Source organism: Kitasatospora sp. NPDC041988 (assembly GCF_055588525.1).
Map to the genome: position 1 here is coordinate 93,528 of NZ_JBVJCO010000019.1, position 22,441 is coordinate 115,968.

Annotated in this window: 17 protein-coding genes; 16 read left to right on the forward strand and 1 reads right to left on the reverse strand. The window is 67.4% G+C overall.

The genetic code is table 11. The features are described from left to right. Window positions 1-138 precede the first annotated feature (138 nt). The 16 genes from typA (at window position 139) to ACZ6NC_RS20485 (ending at window position 20,470) form a co-directional block, all read left to right on the forward strand. Window positions 139-2,007: a translational GTPase TypA gene (typA, locus tag ACZ6NC_RS20410; protein ID WP_465734652.1), complete on the forward strand. Its 1,869-nt coding sequence runs from the start codon at window positions 139-141 to the stop codon at window positions 2,005-2,007. Between the two features lie 430 nt (window positions 2,008-2,437). Then, window positions 2,438-4,072 carry a peptide ABC transporter substrate-binding protein gene (locus ACZ6NC_RS20415; protein WP_465734654.1) on the forward strand — a complete coding sequence of 545 codons (1,635 nt, stop codon included), beginning with the start codon at window positions 2,438-2,440 and terminating at the stop codon, window positions 4,070-4,072. 89 nt (window positions 4,073-4,161) lie between these two features. Further along, the gene (locus ACZ6NC_RS20420) at window positions 4,162-5,106 is read left to right on the forward strand and encodes an ABC transporter permease (RefSeq protein WP_465734656.1); all 945 of its coding nucleotides are present in this window, start codon (window positions 4,162-4,164) and stop codon (window positions 5,104-5,106) included. Continuing rightward, window positions 5,099-6,040 (forward strand): ABC transporter permease, encoded by a 942-nt coding sequence (locus tag ACZ6NC_RS20425; RefSeq protein ID WP_465734658.1) that lies wholly within the window; start codon window positions 5,099-5,101, stop codon window positions 6,038-6,040. The genes ACZ6NC_RS20420 and ACZ6NC_RS20425 overlap by 8 nt, the downstream gene beginning before the upstream one ends. Window positions 6,041-6,059: 19 nt before the next feature. Beyond that, the gene (locus tag ACZ6NC_RS20430; protein ID WP_465734660.1) at window positions 6,060-7,109 is read left to right on the forward strand and encodes an ABC transporter ATP-binding protein; all 1,050 of its coding nucleotides are present in this window, start codon (window positions 6,060-6,062) and stop codon (window positions 7,107-7,109) included. Then, the gene (locus ACZ6NC_RS20435; RefSeq protein WP_465734662.1) at window positions 7,102-8,121 is read left to right on the forward strand and encodes an ABC transporter ATP-binding protein; all 1,020 of its coding nucleotides are present in this window, start codon (window positions 7,102-7,104) and stop codon (window positions 8,119-8,121) included. Before ACZ6NC_RS20430 ends, ACZ6NC_RS20435 begins: the two co-directional genes overlap by 8 nt. A 173-nt stretch (window positions 8,122-8,294) precedes the next feature. Continuing rightward, window positions 8,295-9,914, forward strand: coding sequence for a peptide ABC transporter substrate-binding protein (locus ACZ6NC_RS20440; protein WP_465734664.1), 1,620 nt, complete (start codon window positions 8,295-8,297; stop codon window positions 9,912-9,914). Between the two features lie 180 nt (window positions 9,915-10,094). After that, window positions 10,095-11,021 carry an ABC transporter permease gene (locus ACZ6NC_RS20445; RefSeq protein WP_465734666.1) on the forward strand — a complete coding sequence of 309 codons (927 nt, stop codon included), beginning with the start codon at window positions 10,095-10,097 and terminating at the stop codon, window positions 11,019-11,021. A gap of 76 nt (window positions 11,022-11,097) precedes the next feature. Further along, entirely contained in the window at window positions 11,098-12,012 is a 915-nt protein-coding gene (locus ACZ6NC_RS20450) for an ABC transporter permease (RefSeq protein ID WP_465734765.1), read from the forward strand. A gap of 15 nt (window positions 12,013-12,027) precedes the next feature. Further along, entirely contained in the window at window positions 12,028-13,080 is a 1,053-nt protein-coding gene (locus ACZ6NC_RS20455) for an ABC transporter ATP-binding protein (RefSeq protein WP_465734668.1), read from the forward strand. After that, window positions 13,070-14,284, forward strand: coding sequence for an ABC transporter ATP-binding protein (locus ACZ6NC_RS20460; RefSeq protein WP_465734670.1), 1,215 nt, complete (start codon window positions 13,070-13,072; stop codon window positions 14,282-14,284). The genes ACZ6NC_RS20455 and ACZ6NC_RS20460 overlap by 11 nt, the downstream gene beginning before the upstream one ends. 412 nt (window positions 14,285-14,696) lie before the next feature. Beyond that, window positions 14,697-16,340, forward strand: a complete 1,644-nt coding sequence (locus ACZ6NC_RS20465) for a peptide ABC transporter substrate-binding protein (protein ID WP_465734674.1) — start codon at window positions 14,697-14,699, stop codon at window positions 16,338-16,340. A 93-nt stretch (window positions 16,341-16,433) separates the two neighbouring features. Further along, a complete protein-coding gene (locus ACZ6NC_RS20470) occupies window positions 16,434-17,378 on the forward strand; it encodes an ABC transporter permease (RefSeq protein WP_465734676.1) in 945 nt (314 codons plus the stop codon). Then, the gene (locus tag ACZ6NC_RS20475; RefSeq protein WP_465734678.1) at window positions 17,371-18,351 is read left to right on the forward strand and encodes an ABC transporter permease; all 981 of its coding nucleotides are present in this window, start codon (window positions 17,371-17,373) and stop codon (window positions 18,349-18,351) included. Before ACZ6NC_RS20470 ends, ACZ6NC_RS20475 begins: the two co-directional genes overlap by 8 nt. Window positions 18,352-18,366: 15 nt before the next feature. Further along, window positions 18,367-19,458 (forward strand): ABC transporter ATP-binding protein, encoded by a 1,092-nt coding sequence (locus ACZ6NC_RS20480; RefSeq protein WP_465734680.1) that lies wholly within the window; start codon window positions 18,367-18,369, stop codon window positions 19,456-19,458. Further along, window positions 19,451-20,470 carry an ABC transporter ATP-binding protein gene (locus ACZ6NC_RS20485; protein ID WP_465734681.1) on the forward strand — a complete coding sequence of 340 codons (1,020 nt, stop codon included), beginning with the start codon at window positions 19,451-19,453 and terminating at the stop codon, window positions 20,468-20,470. Before ACZ6NC_RS20480 ends, ACZ6NC_RS20485 begins: the two co-directional genes overlap by 8 nt. Before the next feature lie 57 nt (window positions 20,471-20,527). Here ACZ6NC_RS20485 and ACZ6NC_RS20490 read toward each other — a convergent pair whose 3' ends face one another. Further along, window positions 20,528-22,249, reverse strand: a complete 1,722-nt coding sequence (locus tag ACZ6NC_RS20490; protein ID WP_465734683.1) for an ABC transporter family substrate-binding protein — start codon at window positions 22,247-22,249, stop codon at window positions 20,528-20,530. Window positions 22,250-22,441 lie beyond the last annotated feature (192 nt).

Genomic DNA, 22,441 nt, shown 5'->3' on the forward strand with positions numbered 1-22,441 from the left:
AGGAAGCCGTGGCATGTCCTGCCCGGCGGGTGGACCGGTAGTAGCAGGCGGAACGGGCGGCGGCGATCGACAGGGATCGCCGGTCGGCGTCACGCAGCCGGGCGCCGTAACCCACGATTCCGGGAGAATCCGCTCAGCATGCCCACGCGCAATGACATCCGCAACGTTGCCATCGTCGCCCACGTCGACCACGGCAAGACCACGCTGGTCGACGCCATGCTGAAGCAGGCCGGCGCCTTCGCCGCCCACCAGCACCTCGACGACCGGATGATGGACTCCAACGACCTGGAGCGCGAGAAGGGCATCACCATTCTCGCGAAGAACACCGCCGTCAAGTACCACCCCAAGGAGGGTGGCGCGCCGATCACGATCAACATCATCGACACCCCCGGCCACGCCGACTTCGGTGGCGAGGTCGAGCGCGGCCTGTCGATGGTCGACGCGGTCGTGCTGCTGGTCGACGCCTCCGAGGGCCCGCTGCCGCAGACCCGCTTCGTGCTCCGCAAGGCGCTGACGGCCAAGCTGCCGGTCATCCTCTGCATCAACAAGACCGACCGCCCGGACTCCCGGATCGACGAGGTCATCAACGAGACCTACGACCTCTTCCTGGACCTCGACGCCACCGAGGACCAGATCGAGTTCCCGATCGTCTACGCCTGTGCGCGTGACGGCGTCGCCTCGATGACCAAGCCGGAGAACGGCACCGTGCCGGCCGACAGCGACTCGCTGGAGCCCTTCTTCTCCACCATCCTGCAGCACGTCCCGGCCCCGACCTACGACGAGGACGCGCCGCTCCAGGCCCACGTCACCAACCTGGACGCCGACAACTTCCTCGGCCGTATCGCGCTCTGCCGCGTCGAGCAGGGCGAGCTGCGCAAGGGCCAGCAGGTCGCGTGGATGAAGCGGGACGGCTCGGTCCAGCAGGTCAAGATCACCGAGCTGCTGATGACCGAGGCGCTCACCCGCAAGCCGGCCGAGGTGGCCGGCCCCGGCGACATCTGCGCCGTCGCGGGCATCCCGGAGATCATGATCGGCGAGACCCTGGCCGACCTGGAGAACCCGGTCGCGCTGCCGCTCATCACGGTGGACGAGCCGGCCATCTCGATGGTCATCGGCACCAACACCTCGCCGCTGGTCGGCAAGGGCGGCAAGGGCCACAAGGTCACCGCCCGCATGGTGAAGGACCGCCTGGACCGCGAGCTGATCGGTAACGTCTCGCTCCGCGTGCTGCCGACCGAGCGTCCGGACGCCTGGGAGGTCCAGGGCCGTGGCGAGCTGGCGCTGGCCATCCTGGTCGAGACCATGCGCCGGGAGCTGTTCGAGCTGACCGTCGGCAAGCCGCAGGTCGTCACCAAGGTCATCAACGGCAAGACCCACGAGCCGGTCGAGCGGATGACCATCGACAGCCCCGAGGAGTACCTCGGCGCGATCACCCAGCTGATGGCGACCCGCAAGGGCCGCATGGAGACCATGACGAACCACGGCTCCGGCTGGGTCCGCATGGAGTTCATCGTCCCGTCGCGCGGCCTGATCGGCTTCCGGACCCAGTTCCTGACCGACACCCGCGGCACCGGCATCGCGCACAGCATCTTCGAGGGCCACGAGCCGTGGTTCGGCGAGCTGCGGATGCGCAACAACGGTTCGCTGGTGGCGGACCGCGCGGGCGTCGTGACGCCGTTCGCGATGATGGGCATCCAGGAGCGCGGCACGCTCTTCGTCGAGCCCACCACCGAGGTGTACGAGGGCATGATCGTCGGCGAGAACTCGCGCCAGGACGACATGGACATCAACATCACCAAGGAGAAGAAGCTCACCAACATGCGTGCCGCTTCCTCCGACACCACCGAGAACCTGGTGCCGCCGCGCAAGCTCTCGCTGGAGCAGTCGCTGGAGTTCTGCCGCGAGGACGAGTGCATCGAGGTGACCCCGGAGACCGTGCGCATCCGTAAGGTCGTCCTGGATCAGAAGGAGCGCGGCCGTTCGGCTTCGCGCGCCAAGAAGGCCTGATGCTCGGGTTTAAACGGCCTTTGGCCTGAATCGATCGCCCCCCTTTCCAGTGGAGAGGGGGGCGATCGTTTTCAACTACTCCAAGTTGTCGACGCGCGTATAAACGGAATAGCGCTTACCACGGCAAGGTGTCCGCTGAGCGAACGTGACAGTCCGTCATTCATGACGACTGTCCGTTTAATGCCTGTCTGAGTATGTCTTATATGTCCGATTTTCGAAACTTACCGACCGTTCATGTGACCTAATTGAGATCGGCATTGGTCACTTTCGTGTCCGTGCGTGACACATAGTGGGTGCAGTCAGGCTCGGGTCAAGGGTTAACGCGCAGGGGTGCGCGCCGAAACCACGAGCGCGGACGGCACAACGGAAGCGGCGTCAGCCGCCCGCGGTGCTCTCCTCGTTGGAAAGTCGATTTCAGGAGGCATCCCCCATGCGCGGTGCAACCCAGACCAAGTGGCTCGTCGCGGCGACCGCGATCGCCCTCGCGGCGACCGCTTGCAGCACCAGCTCGAAGAGCAATGACAAGGCTGCCTCCGGCGGCGGCTCGATCGCCGTCCAGCTCGGTGAGCCGCAGCACGGTCTGGTGCCGCAGAACACCGCGGAGTCCGAGGGCACCGAGGTCGAGAACGCCCTCTTCGCCGGCCTGGTCGACTACGACTTCAAGACCAACGCCCCGAACCTGCGCGTGGCCGAGTCGATCGAGTCCCCCGACAGCAAGGTCTGGACGATCAAGCTGAAGGACGGCTACACCTTCCACAACGGCGAGAAGGTCACCGCCAAGTCCTTCGTCGACGCCTGGAACTGGGGTGCCAACCAGGACAACGCCGCTGAGGGCCTCCCGTTCTACGCGAAGATCGAGGGCGCCGAGGAGCTGGCTCCGGGCAAGGACAAGAAGCCCACCGCCAAGGAGCTCAAGGGCCTGAAGGTCGTCGACGACAAGACCTTCACCGTCACCCTGTCGGCGCCGTTCTCGCAGTTCAAGACGATGCTCGGGTACAACCCGTTCTACCCGCTGCCGCAGGCGTTCTTCGCCGACCCGAAGGCCTTCGGCGACAAGCCGATCGGCAACGGCCCGTTCGAGATGGACGGCAGCTGGGAGCACAACAAGCAGATCAAGGTCAAGCGCTACGAGAACTTCCCGGCCTCGGACGGCAAGGCGAAGCTCCAGGGCGTCACCTTCAAGATCTACGACAACCTGGACACCGCGTACAACGACCTGCGCGCCGACAACATCCAGGCCACCGACAAGCTGCCGATCTCGGCCATGTCGACCGTCAAGAGCGAGTTCGGCGACCGCTACATCTACAAGCCGGAGTCGGGCGTCGGTTACATCGGCTTCCCGATCTCGACCAACCCGGCCGCGTACGGCAAGCCGGAGATCCGCAAGGCGATCTCGATGGCGATCGACCGCGAGGCGATCACCAAGACCATCTTCTCGGGCACCCGCGTCCCGGCCGACGACTTCGTCAACCCGCTCATCCCGGGCTACCGCAAGGGCGCCATGGGCGACGCGGCCAAGTTCGACCCGACCAAGGCCAAGGAGCTCTTCACCCAGGCCGGCGGTGTTCCGAACAACAGCATCGAGCTGGGCTACAACGCCGACGGTGGCCACAAGGAGTGGATCGAGGCCGTCGGTAACCAGCTGAAGAAGAACCTGGGCGTCGAGGTCACCTTCAAGCCGTTCGAGAAGTTCGGCAAGATCCTGGACGACCTGCAGGCCAAGCAGTACTCGGGTGCCTTCCGTATGGCCTGGTCGATGGACTACCCGTCGATCGAGGACTACCTGCGCCCGATCTTCTCCAAGGTCGCGATCGAGAACGGCTCGAACTACGGCGGTTACATCAACGACAAGTTCGAGACCCTGCTGGACCAGGCCGACCAGGCGAAGACGGACGACGAGGCCATCAAGCTGTACCAGCAGGCCGACGACATCCTCGTCCAGGACCTGCCGTACATCCCGGTGTACACCTACATGTCCTCCGCGGCCTACACCAAGAAGATCAAGAACTTCGACACCGACGCCCAGGGTCGCATGAACCTGGCCAAGGTCGAGCTCGCCGGCTGATCCGGTAGTCAGACGAACGGGGGCGGGCGGGCCGGACTACAGTCCGAGTCCTCCCGCCTCCCTTCCTTGTCCGAAAGTATGGAGGTCTGATGGGCCGCTATGTCATCCGCCGACTGATACAGGCGATCCCTGTCCTGCTCGGTGCGACGCTGCTGATCTACGCGCTGGTTCACTACCTGCCCGGTGACCCGGTGCAGGCACTGGCCGGCGAAAAGCGAGCCGACCCGATCGTGGCGGACATGATCCGCCAGAAGTACCACCTGAACGACCCCTTCCTGCTCCAGTACTGGAACTACATCTCGGGGGTCTTCCAGGGGAACCTCGGTGAAAGCCTGACCGGTCGCTCCGTGACCGACATGATCAGTGAGGCGTTCCCGTACACCCTCAACCTCGCCCTGGTCGCCTTCATCATCGAAGCGGTCATGGGTGTGCTGGCGGGTGTCATGGCGGCCCTTCGCAAGGGCAAGTTCATCGACCAGCTGGTCCTCATCAGCACGCTGTTCGTGATCTCGATCCCGGTCTTCGTCACCGGCTTCGTCCTCCAGCTGCTGCTGGGCGTGAAGCTGAAGAACGACTACGGCTTCGACTTCTTCCCGGTCTCCTTCAACGAGGAGGACGGACTGCGGGCGTACCTGCTGCCGGCCTTCGTGCTGGCGTCCACCTCGCTCGCGTACGTCGCCCGACTGACCCGCACCAGCCTGATGGAGACCATGCGCGCGGACTACGTCCGTACCGCGGTCGCCAAGGGCCTGAAGCGCCGTCGGGTGATCGGCCGCCACGCCCTGCGCAACGCGCTGATCCCGATCGTCACCTTCCTCGGTGCCGACCTGGGCGGCCTGATGGGCGGCGCGGTCATCACCGAGAAGATCTTCAACATGCACGGCATCGGCGGCCTGCTCGCCCAGTCCGTGTACCAGAAGCAGGGCACGGTGATCGTCGGCATGGTCACCCTGCTGGTGATGATCTACCTCATCACCACCCTGCTCGTGGACCTGCTGTACGCCGTGCTCGACCCGAGGATCCGCTATGAGTGACACCATCACCGTGGGCAGCGAGGCCCCGTCCGAGGACAACAGCCCGAAGAACGCCCCGGAGAAGAAGCAGAAGCCGGAGCGGGTGGCCAGCCTCTGGACGGACGCGCTGCGCGACCTGCGCCGCAACCCGGTCTTCATCATCGGTGCCTCTCTGGTGCTGTTCCTGCTGGTCATGGCGGCCGTGCCGCAGCTGTTCACCGACGGCAGCCCGACCGCGAACGGCGCCTGCGACCTGGCCGACTCCCTGAAGCGCCCGAGCGCCGAGCACTGGTTCGGCTTCGACGTGCAGGGCTGCGACGTCTACACCCGTACGGTGTGGGGCGCCCGCAACTCGATCATCGTCGGTGTCCTGACCACGCTGCTGGTCACCGTGGTCGGCGCGCTCCTCGGCCTGCTGGCCGGCTGGAAGGGCGGGATCACCGACTCGATCCTGTCGCGCTTCACCGAGATCTTCTTCTCGATCCCGCTGCTGCTCGGCGGCATGCTGATCATGTCGATGCTCGGCAAGGGCAACGCCTACACCGTCTCGCTGGTCATGGCCGTCCTCGGCTGGCCGCAGATCTTCCGCATCATGCGCGCCTCGGTGATCTCCAACAAGCACAACGACTACGTGATGGCGGCCCGCGCGCTCGGCGCCAGCAGCGGCCGGATCACCTTCCGGCACATCCTGCCGAACGCCATCGCGCCGGTCATCGTGATCTCCGCGATCAGCCTGGGCGTCTACATCGGTGCCGAGGCGGCGCTGTCCTACCTGGGCATCGGCGTGCAGTCCCCGGAGATCTCGTGGGGCCTGATGATCAGCGATGCCTCGGTCCGCTTCCTGGCGGCCCCGCACGTCCTGCTCTTCCCGTCGGCCGCGCTGAGCATCACCGTGCTGGCCTTCATCATGCTCGGCGACGCGGTCCGCGACGCCCTCGACCCGAAGCTCCGCTGAGAGAAGAGGTGACGACCCGATGACCACCGTGATCGAGAAGAACCAGAAGAGCGGCCGGCTCGAAGTTGGCACCCCGCTGCTGGAGGTCCGCGACCTCCACGTGGAGTTCCACACTCGGGACGGCGTCGCCAAGGCCGTGAACGGCGTCAACTACTCCGTCGCCGCCGGTGAGACCCTGGCGGTGCTCGGCGAGTCCGGCTCCGGCAAGTCGGTGACCGCCCAGACCATCATGGGCATCCTCGACATGCCGCCCGGCAAGATCAGCCAGGGCCAGATCCTCTTCCGCGGGCAGGACATGCTCGCGATGAAGGAGGAGGAGCGCCGGCTGATCCGCGGCCAGAAGATCGCGATGATCTTCCAGGACGCGCTCTCCTCGCTGAACCCGGTGATGACCGTCGGCGCCCAGCTCGGCGAGATGTTCCGGGTGCACCGCGGCGCCTCCAAGAAGGAGGCCCGGGAGAAGGCCATCGAGCTGATGGAGCGGGTGCGCATCCCCGCCGCCAAGCAGCGCGTGGGCGACTACCCGCACCAGTTCTCCGGCGGTATGCGCCAGCGCATCATGATCGCCATGGCGCTCTCCATGGAGCCCGACCTGATCATCGCCGACGAGCCCACCACCGCCCTGGACGTCACCGTCCAGGCCCAGGTGATGGACCTGCTCGCCGAGCTGCAGGCCGAGTACAACATGGGCCTGATCCTGATCACCCACGACCTCGGCGTGGTCGCCGACGTCGCGGACAAGATCGCCGTCATGTACGCCGGCCGGATCGTCGAGACCGCCCCGGTGCGTGACCTGTACGCCAACCCGGCGCACCCCTACACCAAGGGCCTGCTCCGTTCCATCCCGCGCCTGGACCAGAAGGGCCAGGAGCTGTACGCGATCAAGGGCCTGCCCCCGAACCTGCTGAAGGTCCCGGCCGGCTGCGCGTTCAACCCCCGCTGTGACGTCGCCACCGACCTGTGCCGCACGGAGATCCCGACGCTGCACCAGGTGACCGACAAGGACGGCAAGGAGCTCACCGGCCGCCGCAGCGCGTGCCACCTCTGGAAGGAGACCCTCCATGGCTGAGCCCATCCTGGAGGTCCGGGACCTGGTCAAGCACTACCCGCTGACCCAGGGCATCCTCTTCAAGAAGCAGGTCGGCGCGGTCAAGGCGGTCGACGGCATCTCCTTCGAGCTGAAGAAGGGCGAGACCCTCGGCATCGTCGGCGAGTCCGGCTGTGGCAAGTCCACGCTGGCCAAGGTGCTGATGAACCTGGAGCGGGCCACCTCCGGCGAGGTCCTCTTCAAGGGCGAGGACATCTCCAAGCTGTCCGGCGCGGCCCTCAAGGCAGTCCGCCGGAACATCCAGATGGTGTTCCAGGACCCGTACACCTCGCTCAACCCGCGGATGACCGTCGGCGACATCATCGGCGAGCCGTTCGAGATCCACCCGGAGGTGGCTCCGAAGGGCGACCGCCGCAAGGCCGTCCAGGACCTGCTGGACGTGGTGGGCCTCAACCCGGAGTACATCAACCGGTACCCGCACCAGTTCTCCGGCGGCCAGCGCCAGCGCATCGGCATCGCCCGCGGCCTCGCGCTCAAGCCCGAGATCATCATCTGCGACGAGCCGGTCTCCGCCCTGGACGTCTCCGTCCAGGCGCAGGTGATCAACCTGCTGGAGCAGCTGCAGAGCGAGTTCGAGCTGTCGTACATGTTCATCGCGCACGACCTCTCCATCGTCCGGCACATCTCCGACCGCGTCGGCGTGATGTACCTGGGCAAGATGGTCGAGATCGGTACCGACGAGGAGATCTACGACAACGCCACGCACCCCTACACCCAGGCGCTGCTCTCCGCGGTGCCGGTGCCGGACCCGACGGCGCGCGAGAACCGTGACCGGATCATCCTGACCGGCGACATCCCCTCGCCGGCCAACCCGCCGTCCGGCTGCCGGTTCCGCACCCGCTGCTGGAAGGCGGAGGAGCGCTGCTCCACCGAGGTCCCGCTGCTGGCGGTGCCGGAGGTGCTGAGCGGCCCGGCCAAGCACCAGTCGGCGTGTCACTTCGCCGAGGTCCGGGAGACGGCCGCCGCCGTCTGATCCCGAGGCGTTTCCCGGAAGGGCCCGCGGCCGTCGTGCCGCGGGCCCTTCCGGCGTTCCGTCAACTCACCGGGGGGCCGGCTGCACCCATCCGGGGGTACCCGACTCGCGCCGCCGCACGGGCGCACTTCTCATGGGGTGTGATGCGACACACACCTTGAGGAGGGACCTCCATGCCCGCAGCCACTCGTGCTCGATGGGTCCTCGCCGGTGCGACATCCGTGGCCCTGGTGGCCAGCGGGTGCAGCAGCAGCGGAGGCGGCAGCAGTTCGTCGGACAGCAGCAAGACCTTCAGCTACCAGAGCAGTGAGCCGCAGAACCCGTTGCAGCCGGCGAACGCCAACGAGACCGGCGGTGGGCGCATCCTGCAGAACCTCTTCAAGGGACTGGTCGACTACGACCCCAGCAACGCCAAGATCCGGATGCAGGTCGCGGACAGCATCGACACCAGCGACTCGCAGACGTTCAACGTCACGCTGAAGAGCGGCTGGACGTTCCACGACGGCACCCCCGTGCAGGCGAAGAACTTCGTGGACGCCTGGAACTGGGGCGCGACCACCAGCAACAACCAGATCAACAGCTCCTGGTTCTCCGACATCGAGGGGTACAAGGACGTCCACCCGGCGAGTGGCCAGCCGACCACGACCAAGATGTCCGGCCTGACCGTCGTCGACGACACGCACTTCACCATCAAGCTGAGCGGCAAGGTCTCGTACTTCGAGTACAAGCTCGGCTACATCGCCTTCTCCCCGCTGCCGGACGCCTTCTTCACCGACCCGGCCGGGTACGGCCAGAAGCCGGTGGGCAACGGTGCCTACCAGTTCGTCAGCTGGGACCACAACCAGCAGGTGGTCACCAAGACCTACCCGAACTACCAGGGTGTGGACAAGCCGAAGAACGGCGGCATCGTCTTCAAGATGTACAACACCGCGGAGGCCGCCTACGCCGACCTCCAGTCCAACAACCTCGACGTGATGGACCAGGTGCCGCCGTCCGCGCTGGCGACGTACAAGACCGACCTCGGCGACCGGGCGATCGACTCCCCGCAGGGTGCCATCCAGAACGTCGGCTTCACGCTGTACCAGGCGGACTGGGCCGCGCCGGAGAAGGCCCAGGTACGCCAGGGCATCTCGATGGCGATCGACCGCGACACCATCACCAAGACGGTGCTGCAGGGGTCGCGCGCGCCCGCCAGCGCCTGGGTCGCCGAGGGCGTCGAGGGGTACAAGGCGGGCCAGTGCGGTGACTTCTGCACGTTCAACCCGGACAAGGCCAAGCAGCTGATCGCCCAGGGCGGCGGTGTCCCGGCCAACAAGCTGACCATCACCTACAACGCGGACGGCGGCCACAAGGAGTGGGTCGACGCGGTCTGCAACTCGATCCGGCAGAGCACCGGCGTGGACTGCGTCGGCGACCCGAAGCCCGACTTCAAGACCTCCCGTGCGGCGATCACCGGCCACCAGATCGACGGCATGTTCCGGACCGGCTGGGTGCAGGACTACCCGCTGAACGCCAACTTCCTCGCCGACGTCTACCGCACCGGCGCCGCGTCCAACGACTTCGGCTACAGCAGCCCGCAGTTCGACAAGCTGTCCACCCAGGCGGACCAGGCGGACAGCGTCCAGGGCTCGGTGACCGGCTACCAGCAGGCCGAGGCGGTGCTGGCGACCGACATGCCGGCGATCCCGCTCTGGTACTACCGCACCAACTCGGGCTACTCCACCAAGGTCCAGAACGTGACGTTCGACTCCTTCGGCAACCCGGCCTGGACCCAGGTCGAGGTGACGGGCTGATCTCCCCCCTCGCCCGCCATCGGGCTGGGGTCACCCCCGGCCGCCAGGCTGGGGGCGAGGGGCTCAGCCCCATGCGCCGGCCCCGCCCTCCCCGCACGGGGGGCGGGGCCCGGGCACTCGGTCCAACGGCCCGCCGCACCCGGTCACGGGCCGACCAGACACCTTAGGAAGGAGGCTCGGATGGGAAGTTACGTGCTGCGGCGGGTGCTGCAGATGATCCCGGTGTTCTTCGGCTCCACATTCCTGATCTTCCTGATGGTCTACACGCTGCCGGGCGACCCGGTCGCGGCGCTCTTCGGGGACAAGGCCGCCGACCCGGCGGTGGTGGCCAATCTGAAGCACCGGTACTACCTCGACCAGCCGCTGTGGAAGCAGTACCTGCACTACATGGGCAACCTGTTCCAGGGCGACTTCGGGACGAGCTTCACCGGCCGCTCGGTCACCGACATCATGGCGGACGCCTTCCCGGTCACCATCCGGCTGGCCCTGATGGCCTTCGCCTTCGAGCTGATCGTCGGGCTGGCGCTCGGTCTGGTCTCCGGCCTCAAGCGCGGCAGCATCCAGGACACCCTGGTACTGATCCTGACCCTGCTGGTGATCTCGATCCCGGTGTTCGTGCTCGCCTACATCGCCCAGACGATCTTCGCGACCGACCTGGGCTGGGTCACACCGACGGTGCAGGACTCCACGGACCTCTCCCAACTCATCCTGCCGGCGATCGTGCTGGGCTCGCTCTCGCTGGCGTTCGTCGCCCGGCTCACCAGGACGTCGATCGGGGAGAACCTGCGGGCGGACTACATGCGCACCGCGGTCGCCAAGGGCCTGCCCCGGCGGACCATCATCACCCGGCACCTGCTGCGCAACTCGCTGATCCCGGTGGTCACCTTCCTGGGCACCGACCTCGGCGCGCTGATGGGCGGCGCGATCGTGACCGAGGGGATCTTCAACGTGCAGGGCATCGGCAACGTCCTGTACCGGGCGATCAACCAGAAGGAGGGCCCCACCGTGGTGGGCATCGTGACCGTCCTGGTGATCGTTTACCTGGTCGCCTCCCTGATCGTCGACCTGCTCTACGCGGTCCTGGACCCGAGGATCCGCTATGCCTGACATCCACGACGAGAGCTCGTTCGAGCGGCATCCCAAGCCCGGCGTCGACCACCTCGACTACGCCGGCGAGCAGGGCATGGCGGTCGAGCAGGAGACCCTGGTCGAGGGCGACCCGGTCAAGCGGGAGGAGGCCCGCAGCCTCTGGGGCGACGCCTGGCGGGACCTACGGCGGCGGCCGATCTTCCTGATCTCGGCACTGCTGATCCTGTTGCTGATCCTCATGTCGATCTTCCCCTGGGCGTTCACGGACACCAATCCACGCCAGGCCGACCTGATCCACAACTACCTGAAACGCCCGGACTGGACGGACTTCTTCGGCGCCGGCTGGTTCGGCTACGACGGCCAGGGCCGGTCCATCTACGCCCGGGTGATCTACGGGGCCCGGGCCTCGATCACCGTCGGCATCTGCGTCACCGCGGGGGTCGCCCTGCTCGGCGGGCTGACCGGCATGATCGCCGGCTACTTCGGCGGCGCGGTGGATGCCGTGATCTCCCGCGTCATCGACATCTTCTTCGGTATTCCGCTGCTGCTCGGCGCGCTGGTCCTGCTGGGCGCCTTCTCCGCGCGCACGGTGTGGAGCGTGGTCGTCGCCCTGGCGGTCCTCGGCTGGACGCAGATCGCGCGCGTCATGCGCGGCGCCGTTCTGACCGTCAAACAGGCCGACTACGTGGTGGCCGGCAAGGCGCTCGGGGCCGGTACCGGGCGGTTGATGCTCCGGCACATCCTGCCGAACGCCGTCGCCCCGGTGATCGTGGTCGCCACCATCGCGCTCGGCGGCTACATCGCCACCGAGGCCACGCTGAGCTTCCTCGGCATCGGCCTGCAGGACCCGACCATCTCCTGGGGCATCGACATCTCCTCCGCCCAGAAGGTGATCCGGACGGCCCCGTTCGTGCTGTTCTTCCCGGCCGCGGCGCTCTCCGTCGCCGTGCTGGCCTTCATCATGCTGGGCGACGCAGTCCGCGACGCCCTCGACCCGAAGCTTCGCTGAGCGAGGGGACTCATCGTGACCACAGCTGTCGACACCGGCACGTCGAAGCGGGAGGCGCCCTACGAGGGGCCGCTGCTGGACGTCCGCGACCTGCACGTCGAGTTCGTCACCAGGGACGGGGTGGCCAGGGCGGTCAACGGGGTCAACTACAGCGTCCGGGCGGGGGAGACGCTCGCGGTGCTCGGTGAGTCCGGTTCGGGCAAGTCGGTGACCGCGCAGGCGATCATGGGCATCCTGGACATGCCGCCGGCCCGGATCCCCCGGGGCGAGATCAGGTTCCGGGGCCAGGACATGCTCAAGATGGGCAAGGAGGAGCGGCGGAAGATCCGCGGGCAGAAGATCGCGATGATCTTCCAGGACGCGCTCTCCTCGCTCAACCCCGTCCTCACCGTGGGGTTCCAGCTCGGTGAGATGTTCCGCGCGCACCACGGGACTTCACGCAAGGAGGCCAGGGAGAAGGCCGTCGAGCTGATGGAGCGGGTGCGCATCCCCGCCGCCAGGCAGCGCGTGGGCGACTATCCGCACCAGTTCTCGGGCGGTATGCGCCAGCGCATCATGATCGCGATGGCGCTGGCCCTGGAGCCGGATCTGATCATCGCCGACGAGCCCACCACCGCCCTGGACGTCACCGTCCAGGCCCAGGTGATGGACCTGCTGGCCGAGCTCCAGGCCGAGTTCCACATGGGGCTGATCCTGATCACCCACGACCTCGGCGTGGTGGCCGACGTCGCGGACAAGATCGCCGTCATGTACGCCGGCCGGATCGTCGAGACCGCCCCGGTGCGCGAGCTGTACGCGCGGCCGGCCCACCCGTATACCCGCGGACTGCTGGACTCCATCCCGCGCCTGGACCAGAAGGGCCAGGAGCTGTACGCGATCAAGGGCCTGCCGCCCAACCTGTTGCGGATTCCGCCGGGTTGCGCGTTCAACCCGCGCTGCCCGCGGGCCCAGGACATCTGCCGGGGCCAGGTGCCGGAGCTGTTCCCGGTCACCGAGGACGACGGCCGGGCGCTGGCCGGGCGGGGCAGCGCCTGCTTCTTCTGGAAGGAGACCCTCCATGACCGCTAACGGGGCCAGCGCACTGGGGCCGGCGGTGCCGGAGGAGGTCGCGTTCGCACAGGAGGTGCCGCCCGGCGAGCCGATCCTCGAAGTCCGGGACTTGGTCAAGCACTTCCCGCTCACCAAGGGCGTCGTCTTCAAGAAGCAGGTCGGCGCGGTGAAGGCGGTGGACGGGGTCTCCTTCGACCTGATCCAGGGCGAGACGCTCGGCATCGTCGGGGAGTCCGGCTGTGGCAAGTCCACGCTGGCCAAGGTGCTGATGAACCTGGAGCCGGCTACCGGCGGGTCGGTGCGCTACAAGGGGGAGGAGATCTCCCGGCTCTCCGGTGCCGGGCTGAAGGCGGTACGGCGCAACATCCAGATGGTGTTCCAGGACCCGTACACCTCGCTCAATCCGCGGATGACGGTCGGCGACATCATCGGTGAGCCGTTCGAGATCCACTCCGAGGTGGCGCCGAAGGGCGACCGCCGCAAGGCCGTCCAGGACCTGCTGGACGTGGTGGGGCTCAACCCCGAGTACATCAACCGGTACCCGCACCAGTTCTCCGGTGGCCAGCGCCAGCGCATCGGCATCGCCCGGGGTCTGGCGCTCAAGCCGGAGGTGATCATCTGCGACGAGCCGGTCTCCGCGCTGGACGTCTCGGTGCAGGCGCAGGTGATCAACCTGCTGGAGCAGCTCCAGGGGGAGTTCAACCTCTCGTACATGTTCATCGCGCACGACCTCTCGATCGTCCGGCACATCTCGGACCGGGTCGGCGTGATGTACCTCGGCAAGCTGGTCGAGATCGGCTCCGACCTGGAGATCTACGACCACGCGACCCACCCGTACACGCAGGCGCTGCTCTCGGCGGTGCCGGTGCCGGACCCGACGGCGCGTGAGTCGCGGGACCGGATCGTGCTCACCGGGGACGTTCCGTCGCCGGCCAACCCGCCGTCCGGCTGCCGGTTCCGCACCCGCTGCTGGAAGGCGCAGGAGCGGTGCACGGTGGAGGTGCCGCTGCTGGCCGCGCCGGCGTGGCTCTCGGAGCTGGCCGTGCACGACTCGGCGTGCCACTTCGCGGCGGAGCGCGAGATCGGGCAGAGCGCGGCGGAGCGCGAGGTCGGGCAGAGCGCGGCGGAGCGCGAGGTCGGGCAGAGCGAGGTCGGGCAGAGCGAGAACGGGCAGAGCGAGAACGGTGGGGGACCGACCCCGCCGGCGCCGGAAACCGGTTGATACCACCGTCCAGATCCCGAACCAAGGGCGCGTCCTCCCAGCGGAGGGCGCGCCCTTGCGTTGTCCTGCGGAAACACCGGAATTCCCCGACCTAATTTGATCATTACGCTCCGTAAAGCATCGAATACCGGAGAATATTGTTCGTTATCCGGAAAGCGGAGTGCGGGGCTCCGTGCGCGATATGCAGGAATTTGGCGAGCAATGTCACGACTTGGTCTGAGCATGTAATTGAAAAGAGATGTGACGTGGATTCCGCCGGAGGGGTCCGGTGATCGATAGTTGCTCTGCGCGTATCAGTGGTCACCTCGCCAACTGTGCGGATCGGCCCTGAGATGTCGACCCTCGCCATGCCCGGCACACCGACTGGCGGGGCGCCGTTCGTTCGTAAGCCCCTAAATCGAGGAGCAGTTGAATGAGGCTCACCAAGACGATGCGTTGGACCGCGCTGGCGGCCTGCACCGCGCTTGCGATCTCCGCGTGCAGCACCGGCAGCGACAAGAAGTCCTCGGATCAGGCGAACGGGTCCGGCAAGAAGGGCGGCTCGATCAGCATCGAGTCGGGTGAGCCGCAGCACGGCCTGGTGCCGCAGAACACGGCCGAGTCCGAGGGGGCCCAGGTCCTCGCGGCGCTCTTCGTCGGCCTGATCGACTACGACAACAAGGACAACTCGCCGAAGCTGCGGGCCGCCGAGTCGATCGAGAGCAGCGACGCCACCACCTGGACGATCAAGCTCAAGGACGGCTACACCTTCCACAATGGCGAGAAGGTCCTCGCGCAGAACTTCGTCGACGCCTGGAACTACGGGGCGAACCAGGACAACGCGCAGGAGGGGCTGCCGTTCTTCGACAAGATCCTCGGCTCCGACGAGCTGGCCCCGGGTAAGGACAAGAAGCCCGCCGCGGACAAGCTCAAGGGCCTCAAGGTCGTCGACGACAAGACCTTCACGGTCACTCTCAAGGCCCCGTTCTCCCAGTTCAAGACCATGCTCGGCTACACCGCGTTCTACCCGCTGCCGAAGGCGTTCTTCGCCGACCCGAAGGCCTTCGAGGACGCGCCGATCGGAAACGGCCCGTTCCAGATGGACGGCAAGTGGGAGCACAACAAGCAGATCAAGGTGAAGCGGTACGAGAACTTCCCGGCGGCCGACGGAAAGGCCAAGCTGGATTCCGTCACCTTCAAGATTTACGACAAGCTGGAGACGTCGTACAACGACCTGCGTGCGGACAACATCCAGATCACCAACAAGCTCCCGATCTCGGCGATGTCGACCGTCGCCCAGGAGTTCGGTGACCGCTACATCTACAAGCCGGAATCCGGGGTCGGCTACATCGGATTCCCGATCTCGACCAATCCGGCGTTCGGGAAGCCGGAGATCCGCAAGGCGATCTCGATGGCGATCGACCGCGAGGCGATCACCAAGACCATCTTCTCGGGCACCCGCAAGCCCGCCGACGACTTCATCAGCCCGATCATTCCGGGCTACCGGCAGGGCGCACTCGGCGACGCCGCCAAGTACAACCCGGCGAAGGCGAAGGAGCTCTTCACCCAGGCCGGCGGACTGCCCGGCAACACGCTGGAGATCGGCTACAACGCGGACGGCGGCCACAAGGAGTGGATCGAGGCCGTCGGCAACCAGCTGAAGAACAACCTCGGCATCGACGTCACCTTCAAGCCGTTCGAGAAGTTCGGCGCGATCCTCACCGCGCTGGGCGACCACAAGTACTCCGGCGCCTTCCGGATGGCCTGGCAGATGGACTACCCGTCGATCGAGAACTACCTGCGGCCGATCTTCTCCAAGATCGCGATCGACAACGGCTCCAACTACGGCGGCTACGTCAACGAGGACTTCGAGGCCCTGCTGGCCAAGGCCGACAGCGCGAAGAGCGACTCCGAGGGCATCAAGCTCTACCAGCAGGCCGACGACATCCTGATCAAGGAACTGCCGTACATCCCGGTCTACACGTACATGACCTCGGGTGCCTACACCAAGGCCGTGAAGAACGTCGTCATCGACGCCCAGAACCGCATCGACCTCGCCATCGTCGAACTGGCCTGACCGCGACCCAGCTGACCGGCACGAGCTGACGGGCGGCGCGGGTGATCCCCGCGCCGCCCGCCACCGGCGTGCCCCGAGCCACGAGGAGGCCGCATGGGCCGCTATGTGGTCCGCCGGATCATCCAGGCCATACCGGTGATTCTCGGCGCGACGTTCCTGATCTACGCACTGGTCTTCCTGCTGCCTGGCGATCCCATCACGGCACTGGCCGGTGAGAAGCGGCAGGACCCTGCCGTCGTGGCGGTGCTGCGGGACCGCTACCACCTGGACGACCCGTTCTTCGTCCAGTACTGGGACTACCTGGTCGGCCTGTTCAAGGGCGACTTCGGCGAGGACTACCGCGGCAACCAGGTCGTGGACGTCATGAAGACCGCCTTCCCCTACACCATCAACCTGGCGGTGACCGCGCTGGTCATCGAGATGGCGGTGGGCATCACCGCGGGCGTGGTCGCCGCTCTGCGGCGCGGCAGGTTCATCGACAACGTGGTGCTGATCTCGACCCTGATGGTCATCTCGATCCCGGTCTTCGTGATCGGCTTCGTGCTCCAACTGATCCTCGGGGTGAAGCTCAACACCGACTACGGCATCGACTTCTTCCCGGTCTCGTTCAACGAGGAGGCGGGCTTCCGGTCCTATCTGCTGCCGGCCTACGTCCTCGCCTCCACCTCGCTGGCGTACGTCGCCCGGCTCACCCGGACCAGCCTGATCGAGGTGATGCGGGCGGACTACGTCCGGACGGCGGTCGCCAAGGGGCTCAGCCCGATGCGAGTGGTGGTCAGGCACGGACTGCGCAACGCGCTGATCCCGATCGTCACCTTCCTGGGCATGGACCTCGGCGGGCTGATGGGCGGTGCGGTGATCACCGAGGGCATCTTCAACATCCCCGGGGTCGGGCACCAGCTCTTCCAGTCCGTCTACCTGCGCGAACGCACCATCGTGGTGGGCATCGTGAGCGCTCTGGTGCTGGTCTACCTGTTCGCCAACCTGGTGGTCGACCTGCTGTACGCCGTCCTGGACCCGAGGATCCGCTATGAGTGAGCCGACGAAGAGCGAGAACACGAGGGTGTCGATCCCCGGGCAGCCCGGCTCCGGGTCGGCCGAGGGCGGGCCCGCGGCCGAGGCCGCCACGCTCACCAAGGACGGGAAGGGCGGCGAACGGGTCGCCAGCCTCTGGACCGACGCCTGGTTCGACCTGCGGCGCAACCCGCTGTTCCTGATCGGCGGGTTCCTGGTGCTGTTCATGGTGGCGCTGGCCGTCGCCCCGCAGCTGTTCACCGACGGGGACCCGAGGGCCGGCGGCTTCTGCAACCTGGCCGACTCGCTGAAGCGGCCCAGCGCGGACCACTGGTTCGGCTTCGACGTCCAGGGCTGCGACATCTACACCCGGACGATCTGGGGCGCCCGCAACTCGATCATCGTCGGCATCCTGACCACCACCCTGGTGGTCGCGGTCGGCGGCGTGCTCGGCCTCTGGGCCGGATGGATCGGCGGGCTCTGGGACAACGCGCTCTCCCGGGTCACCGAGATCTTCTTCGCCATCCCGCTGCTGCTCGGCGGCATGCTGATCATGTCCACCTGGGGCAAGGGCAACGCCTGGACGGTCTCGGCGGTGATGGCCGTGCTCGGCTGGCCGCAGATCTACCGGCTGATGCGCTCGGCGGTGCTCTCCAACAAGCACAACGACTACGTGGTCGCGGCCAAGGCGCTCGGCGCCGGCACCGGACGGATCGTCACCCGGCACATCCTGCCGAACGCGGTCGCCCCGGTGATCGTGGTCTCGACCATCAACCTGGGCGTCTACATCGGTGCCGAGGCCGCGCTCTCGTACCTCGGCATCGGCATCCAGTCCCCGGCGATCTCCTGGGGCCTGATGATCAGCGACGCGCAGTCCCGCTTCCTGACCGCCCCCCATGTGCTGCTCTTCCCGGCCGTCGTGCTGAGCATCACCGTGCTGGCGTTCATCATGCTCGGCGACGCGGTCCGCGACGCCCTCGACCCGAAGCTGCGCTGAGGAGGGCTGCGGACGATGAGTGACGCGACGAAGCTGTCGAAGGATGCGGTACCCCGCCAGGACGCGGTGGAGGTGATCGGCGGTGGCCGGGAGAGCCTGGTGCCCGGCACTCCGCTGCTGGAGGTCGAGGACCTGCACATCGAGTTCCACACCCGGGACGGCGTGGCCAAGGCCGTCAACGGGGTGAGCTACGCGGTGTCGGCGGGGGAGACCCTGGCGGTGCTCGGCGAGTCCGGTTCGGGCAAGTCGGTGACCGCGCAGGCGATCATGGGCATCCTGGACATGCCGCCCGGGAAGATCACCTCCGGGTCGATCCGGTTCCGGGGCGAGGAACTGCTCACCATGAGCCCCAAGGCGCGCCGGGCGGTGCGCGGCCGGAAGATCGCGATGATCTTCCAGGACGCGCTCTCCTCGCTCAACCCGGTGCTCAGCGTGGGCTACCAGCTCGGTGAGATGTTCCGGGTGCACCAGGGGGCCTCGCGCAAGGAGGCCAGGGAGAAGGCCGTCGAGCTGATGGAGCGGGTGCGCATCCCCGCCGCCAGGCAGCGCGTGGGCGACTATCCGCACCAGTTCTCGGGCGGTATGCGCCAGCGCATCATGATCGCGATGGCGCTGGCCCTGGAGCCGGACCTGATCATCGCGGACGAGCCCACCACCGCGCTCGACGTGACCGTTCAGGCCCAGGTGATGGACCTGCTGGCGGAGCTGCAGGCCGAGTTCAACATGGGGCTGATCCTGATCACCCACGACCTCGGCGTGGTGGCCGACGTCGCGGACAAGATCGCCGTGATGTACGCGGGGCGGATCGTCGAGACGGCCCCGGTGCACGAGCTGTACGCGCGGCCGGCCCACCCGTACACCCGCGGACTGCTCAACTCGATTCCCCGGCTGGACCAGAAGGGCCAGAACCTCTACGCCATCCAGGGCCTGCCGCCGAGCCTGCTGCGGATCCCCGAGGGCTGCGCGTTCAACCCCCGCTGCGACCGGGCGGTGGACCGCTGCCGTACCGAACTCCCGCGGCTGGTTCCGGTGCTGGACGCCGACGGGGTCGACCTGCCGGGCCGCCGCAGCGCCTGCCACCTCTGGAAGGAGACCCTCCATGGCTGAGCCCATCCTGGAGGTCCGGGACCTGGTCAAGTACTACCCGCTGACCCAGGGGATCGTCTTCAAGAAGCAGGTCGGCGCGGTGAAGGCGGTGGACGGGGTCTCCTTCGAGCTGAAGAAGGGGGAGACGCTGGGGATCGTCGGCGAGTCCGGCTGCGGCAAGTCCACGCTGGCCAAGGTGCTGATGAACCTGGAGCGGGCCACCTCCGGCGAGGTCCGGTTCAAGGGCGAGGACATCACCCGGCTCTCCGGTGCCGGGCTGAAGGCGGTACGGCGGAACATCCAGATGGTGTTCCAGGACCCGTACACCTCGCTCAATCCGCGGATGACGGTCGGCGACATCATCGGTGAGCCGTTCGAGATCCACCCGGAGGTGGCGCCGAAGGGCGACCGCCGCAAGGCCGTCCAGGACCTGCTGGACGTGGTGGGGCTCAACCCCGAGTACATCAACCGGTACCCGCACCAGTTCTCCGGTGGCCAGCGTCAACGCATCGGCATCGCCCGGGGTCTGGCGCTCAAGCCGGAGGTGATCATCTGTGACGAGCCGGTCTCCGCGCTGGACGTCTCGGTGCAGGCGCAGGTGATCAACCTGCTGGAGCAGCTGCAGAGCGAGTTCCGGTTGTCGTACATGTTCATCGCGCACGACCTCTCGATCGTCCGGCACATCTCGGACCGGGTCGGCGTGATGTACCTCGGCAAGCTGGTCGAGATCGGGACGGAGGACCAGATCTACGCCCATCCGACGCACCCGTACACCCAGGCGCTGCTCTCCGCGGTGCCGGTGCCGGACCCGACCGGGCGCGAACAGCGTGAGCGCATCCTGCTCAGCGGTGACCTGCCGTCGCCGGCCAACCCGCCGTCCGGCTGCCGGTTCCGTACCCGCTGCTGGAAGGCGGAGGAGCGCTGCGCGACCGAACTGCCGCTGCTGGCAGTGCCGTCCGGGCTGACCGGGCCGGCCGCGCACGAGTCGGCGTGCCACTTCGCCGAGGTGCGGGACGTGATCGGCGCGGGCTGAGTGCCGTTCCGTGCCGGGCCGGGCACCGGGGTCGTACCGACTCCGGTGCCCGGCTCGTCACTTGGTGAAGCCGACGTTCTCCCAGACGATGTCGGACAGGCCCTGCGCGCCGATGTTGGCGAGGTCGGCGCGGGCGCCGTACAGCTGCGGGCGCTGGTAGAGCGGCAGGACGCCGGCCACCTTCCACAGCTCGCCGTCGGCCTGGTTGATGGCCTCGAAGACGGTGGCGGCGTCGGTCGCGCCGGAGGCCCGGTCGAGGGCGGTGTCGACGGCCGGGCTGCCGGCCTGGGACTGGTTGGTGCCGCCGTTCTGGACGAAGTTGGCCCGGTTGCCGCTGGCCGGGAACGGCGTGCCGAGCAGCGAGTAGGCGGCGATGTCGAAGTCGTGCCGGTTGATGTACTTGTCGAAGAACTCGTTGGGGTTGGCGGTCACCGTGGTGACTTTGGCCCCGACGTCCTTGAGCATCCTGGTGGTGACCTCGGCCTCGGTCTGGGCCTGGGTGACGCCGGCCGGGATGACCATCCGCAGGTTGAGCTCCTTTCCGTCCTTCCTCCGGACGTCGCCGTCGAGCTTCCAGCCGGCCGCGTCCAGCTTCCGGGCGGCCTCGCCCGGGTCGTAGCGGCTGAGGCCGAGGGAGTTGTCCCGGTAGGCGTTCTGGTTGGCGACCAGCAGGTGGTTGTTGAGGGTGATGGTGGGCCAGTCCAGCCCGTTGAGGTCGGAGCGGGTGATCGTGTCCCGGTTGATCGCCTGGAACAGGGCCTGGCGGACGGCCGGGTCGGTCAGCAGGGGGCTCTTGCTGTTCAGCGTGAACTGGCGGAAGTCCGGCCCGCCGGCGCGGCGGACGGCGGCGCCCTTGGTGCTCTTGATCAGCTGGTAGCCGGCCACGTCCGGGCCGTTGTTGAAGAGGTCGATCTGCCCCTTCACGAAGGCCGCGGCCATGGCGTTGGGAAGCATGGCGTGGAAGACGATCCGGTCCAGCAGCGGCTTCTCGCCCCACCAGGCCGGGTCGGCGACCAGGGTGACGGTCTGCGCGGCCTTGTCCAGCTTCTCGACCTTGAACGGGCCGGCGGTGACCGGGATCGCGTCCAGGTAGGCGGTGTTGAACAGCTCGGGGGTGGCGAGCCGGCTCGCCGGCAGCAGCGGGGCGTTGGCGGCGCCGTTGAACATCGACTGCCACTCGGAGAACGGCCGCGCGAAGGTCATCACGGCCTGGAAGTCGTCCTTGCCCCGGTCGACCGCCGTGACCAGCTCGAAGCCGGTGCTGCTGGACGCCTTGTACGCCGGGTCGGTCCCGTTCAGCGCCCGCCAGTTGGCCTCGATGTCGCGCCAGGTGATCGGGGTGCCGTCGGACCACCTGGCCTTCGGGTTGAGCGTCCAGGTGACGACCTGGCGGCCGTCCCGGACCTCGGAGCGGGCGTCCTGCAGGTAGGCCGGGTTGACGGTCTGGGTGCCGGCCGCGTCGGAGCGGAAGAAGGTCGGCAGCAGCGGCTTGGTGACGGTGATGGTGGAGGACTCGCTGCCGTCGGCCTGGACCGGCGACCACTGGCTGGAGAGCTGGGCGATCGCGACGTTCAGGGTGCCGCCCTGGCGCAGCTCGGCGCGGTCGTGCGGGTTGACGTCGACGGTGGTGAGCTTGGGCGTCTCCAGCGTGCTCGGAAGTGCCCGGGAGCCGTCGCCGCTGTCGCTACCGGAGCCGCAGCCGCAGAGCGTCAGCGAGAGCGAGACGGCGGTGAGACAGGCGAGCAGGGCCGTGCGGCGTGACAGGTGGCGGCGGCCCATGGCGGTTCTCCCGGTGCAGGTGTGACAGACGGTACGGGTGGTGTGGCGTCACATCTTGCTGACCGGGGAGCGGAGTTGTCGAGGGGGGGGGGGGGGGGGGAGGGGGGGGGAGGGGGGGGGAGGGGGGGCGAGCAGACGCAGCCGGTCAACGGTGGGACGCGGATACGGACCTGAGAAAACGCCAAGGATAGC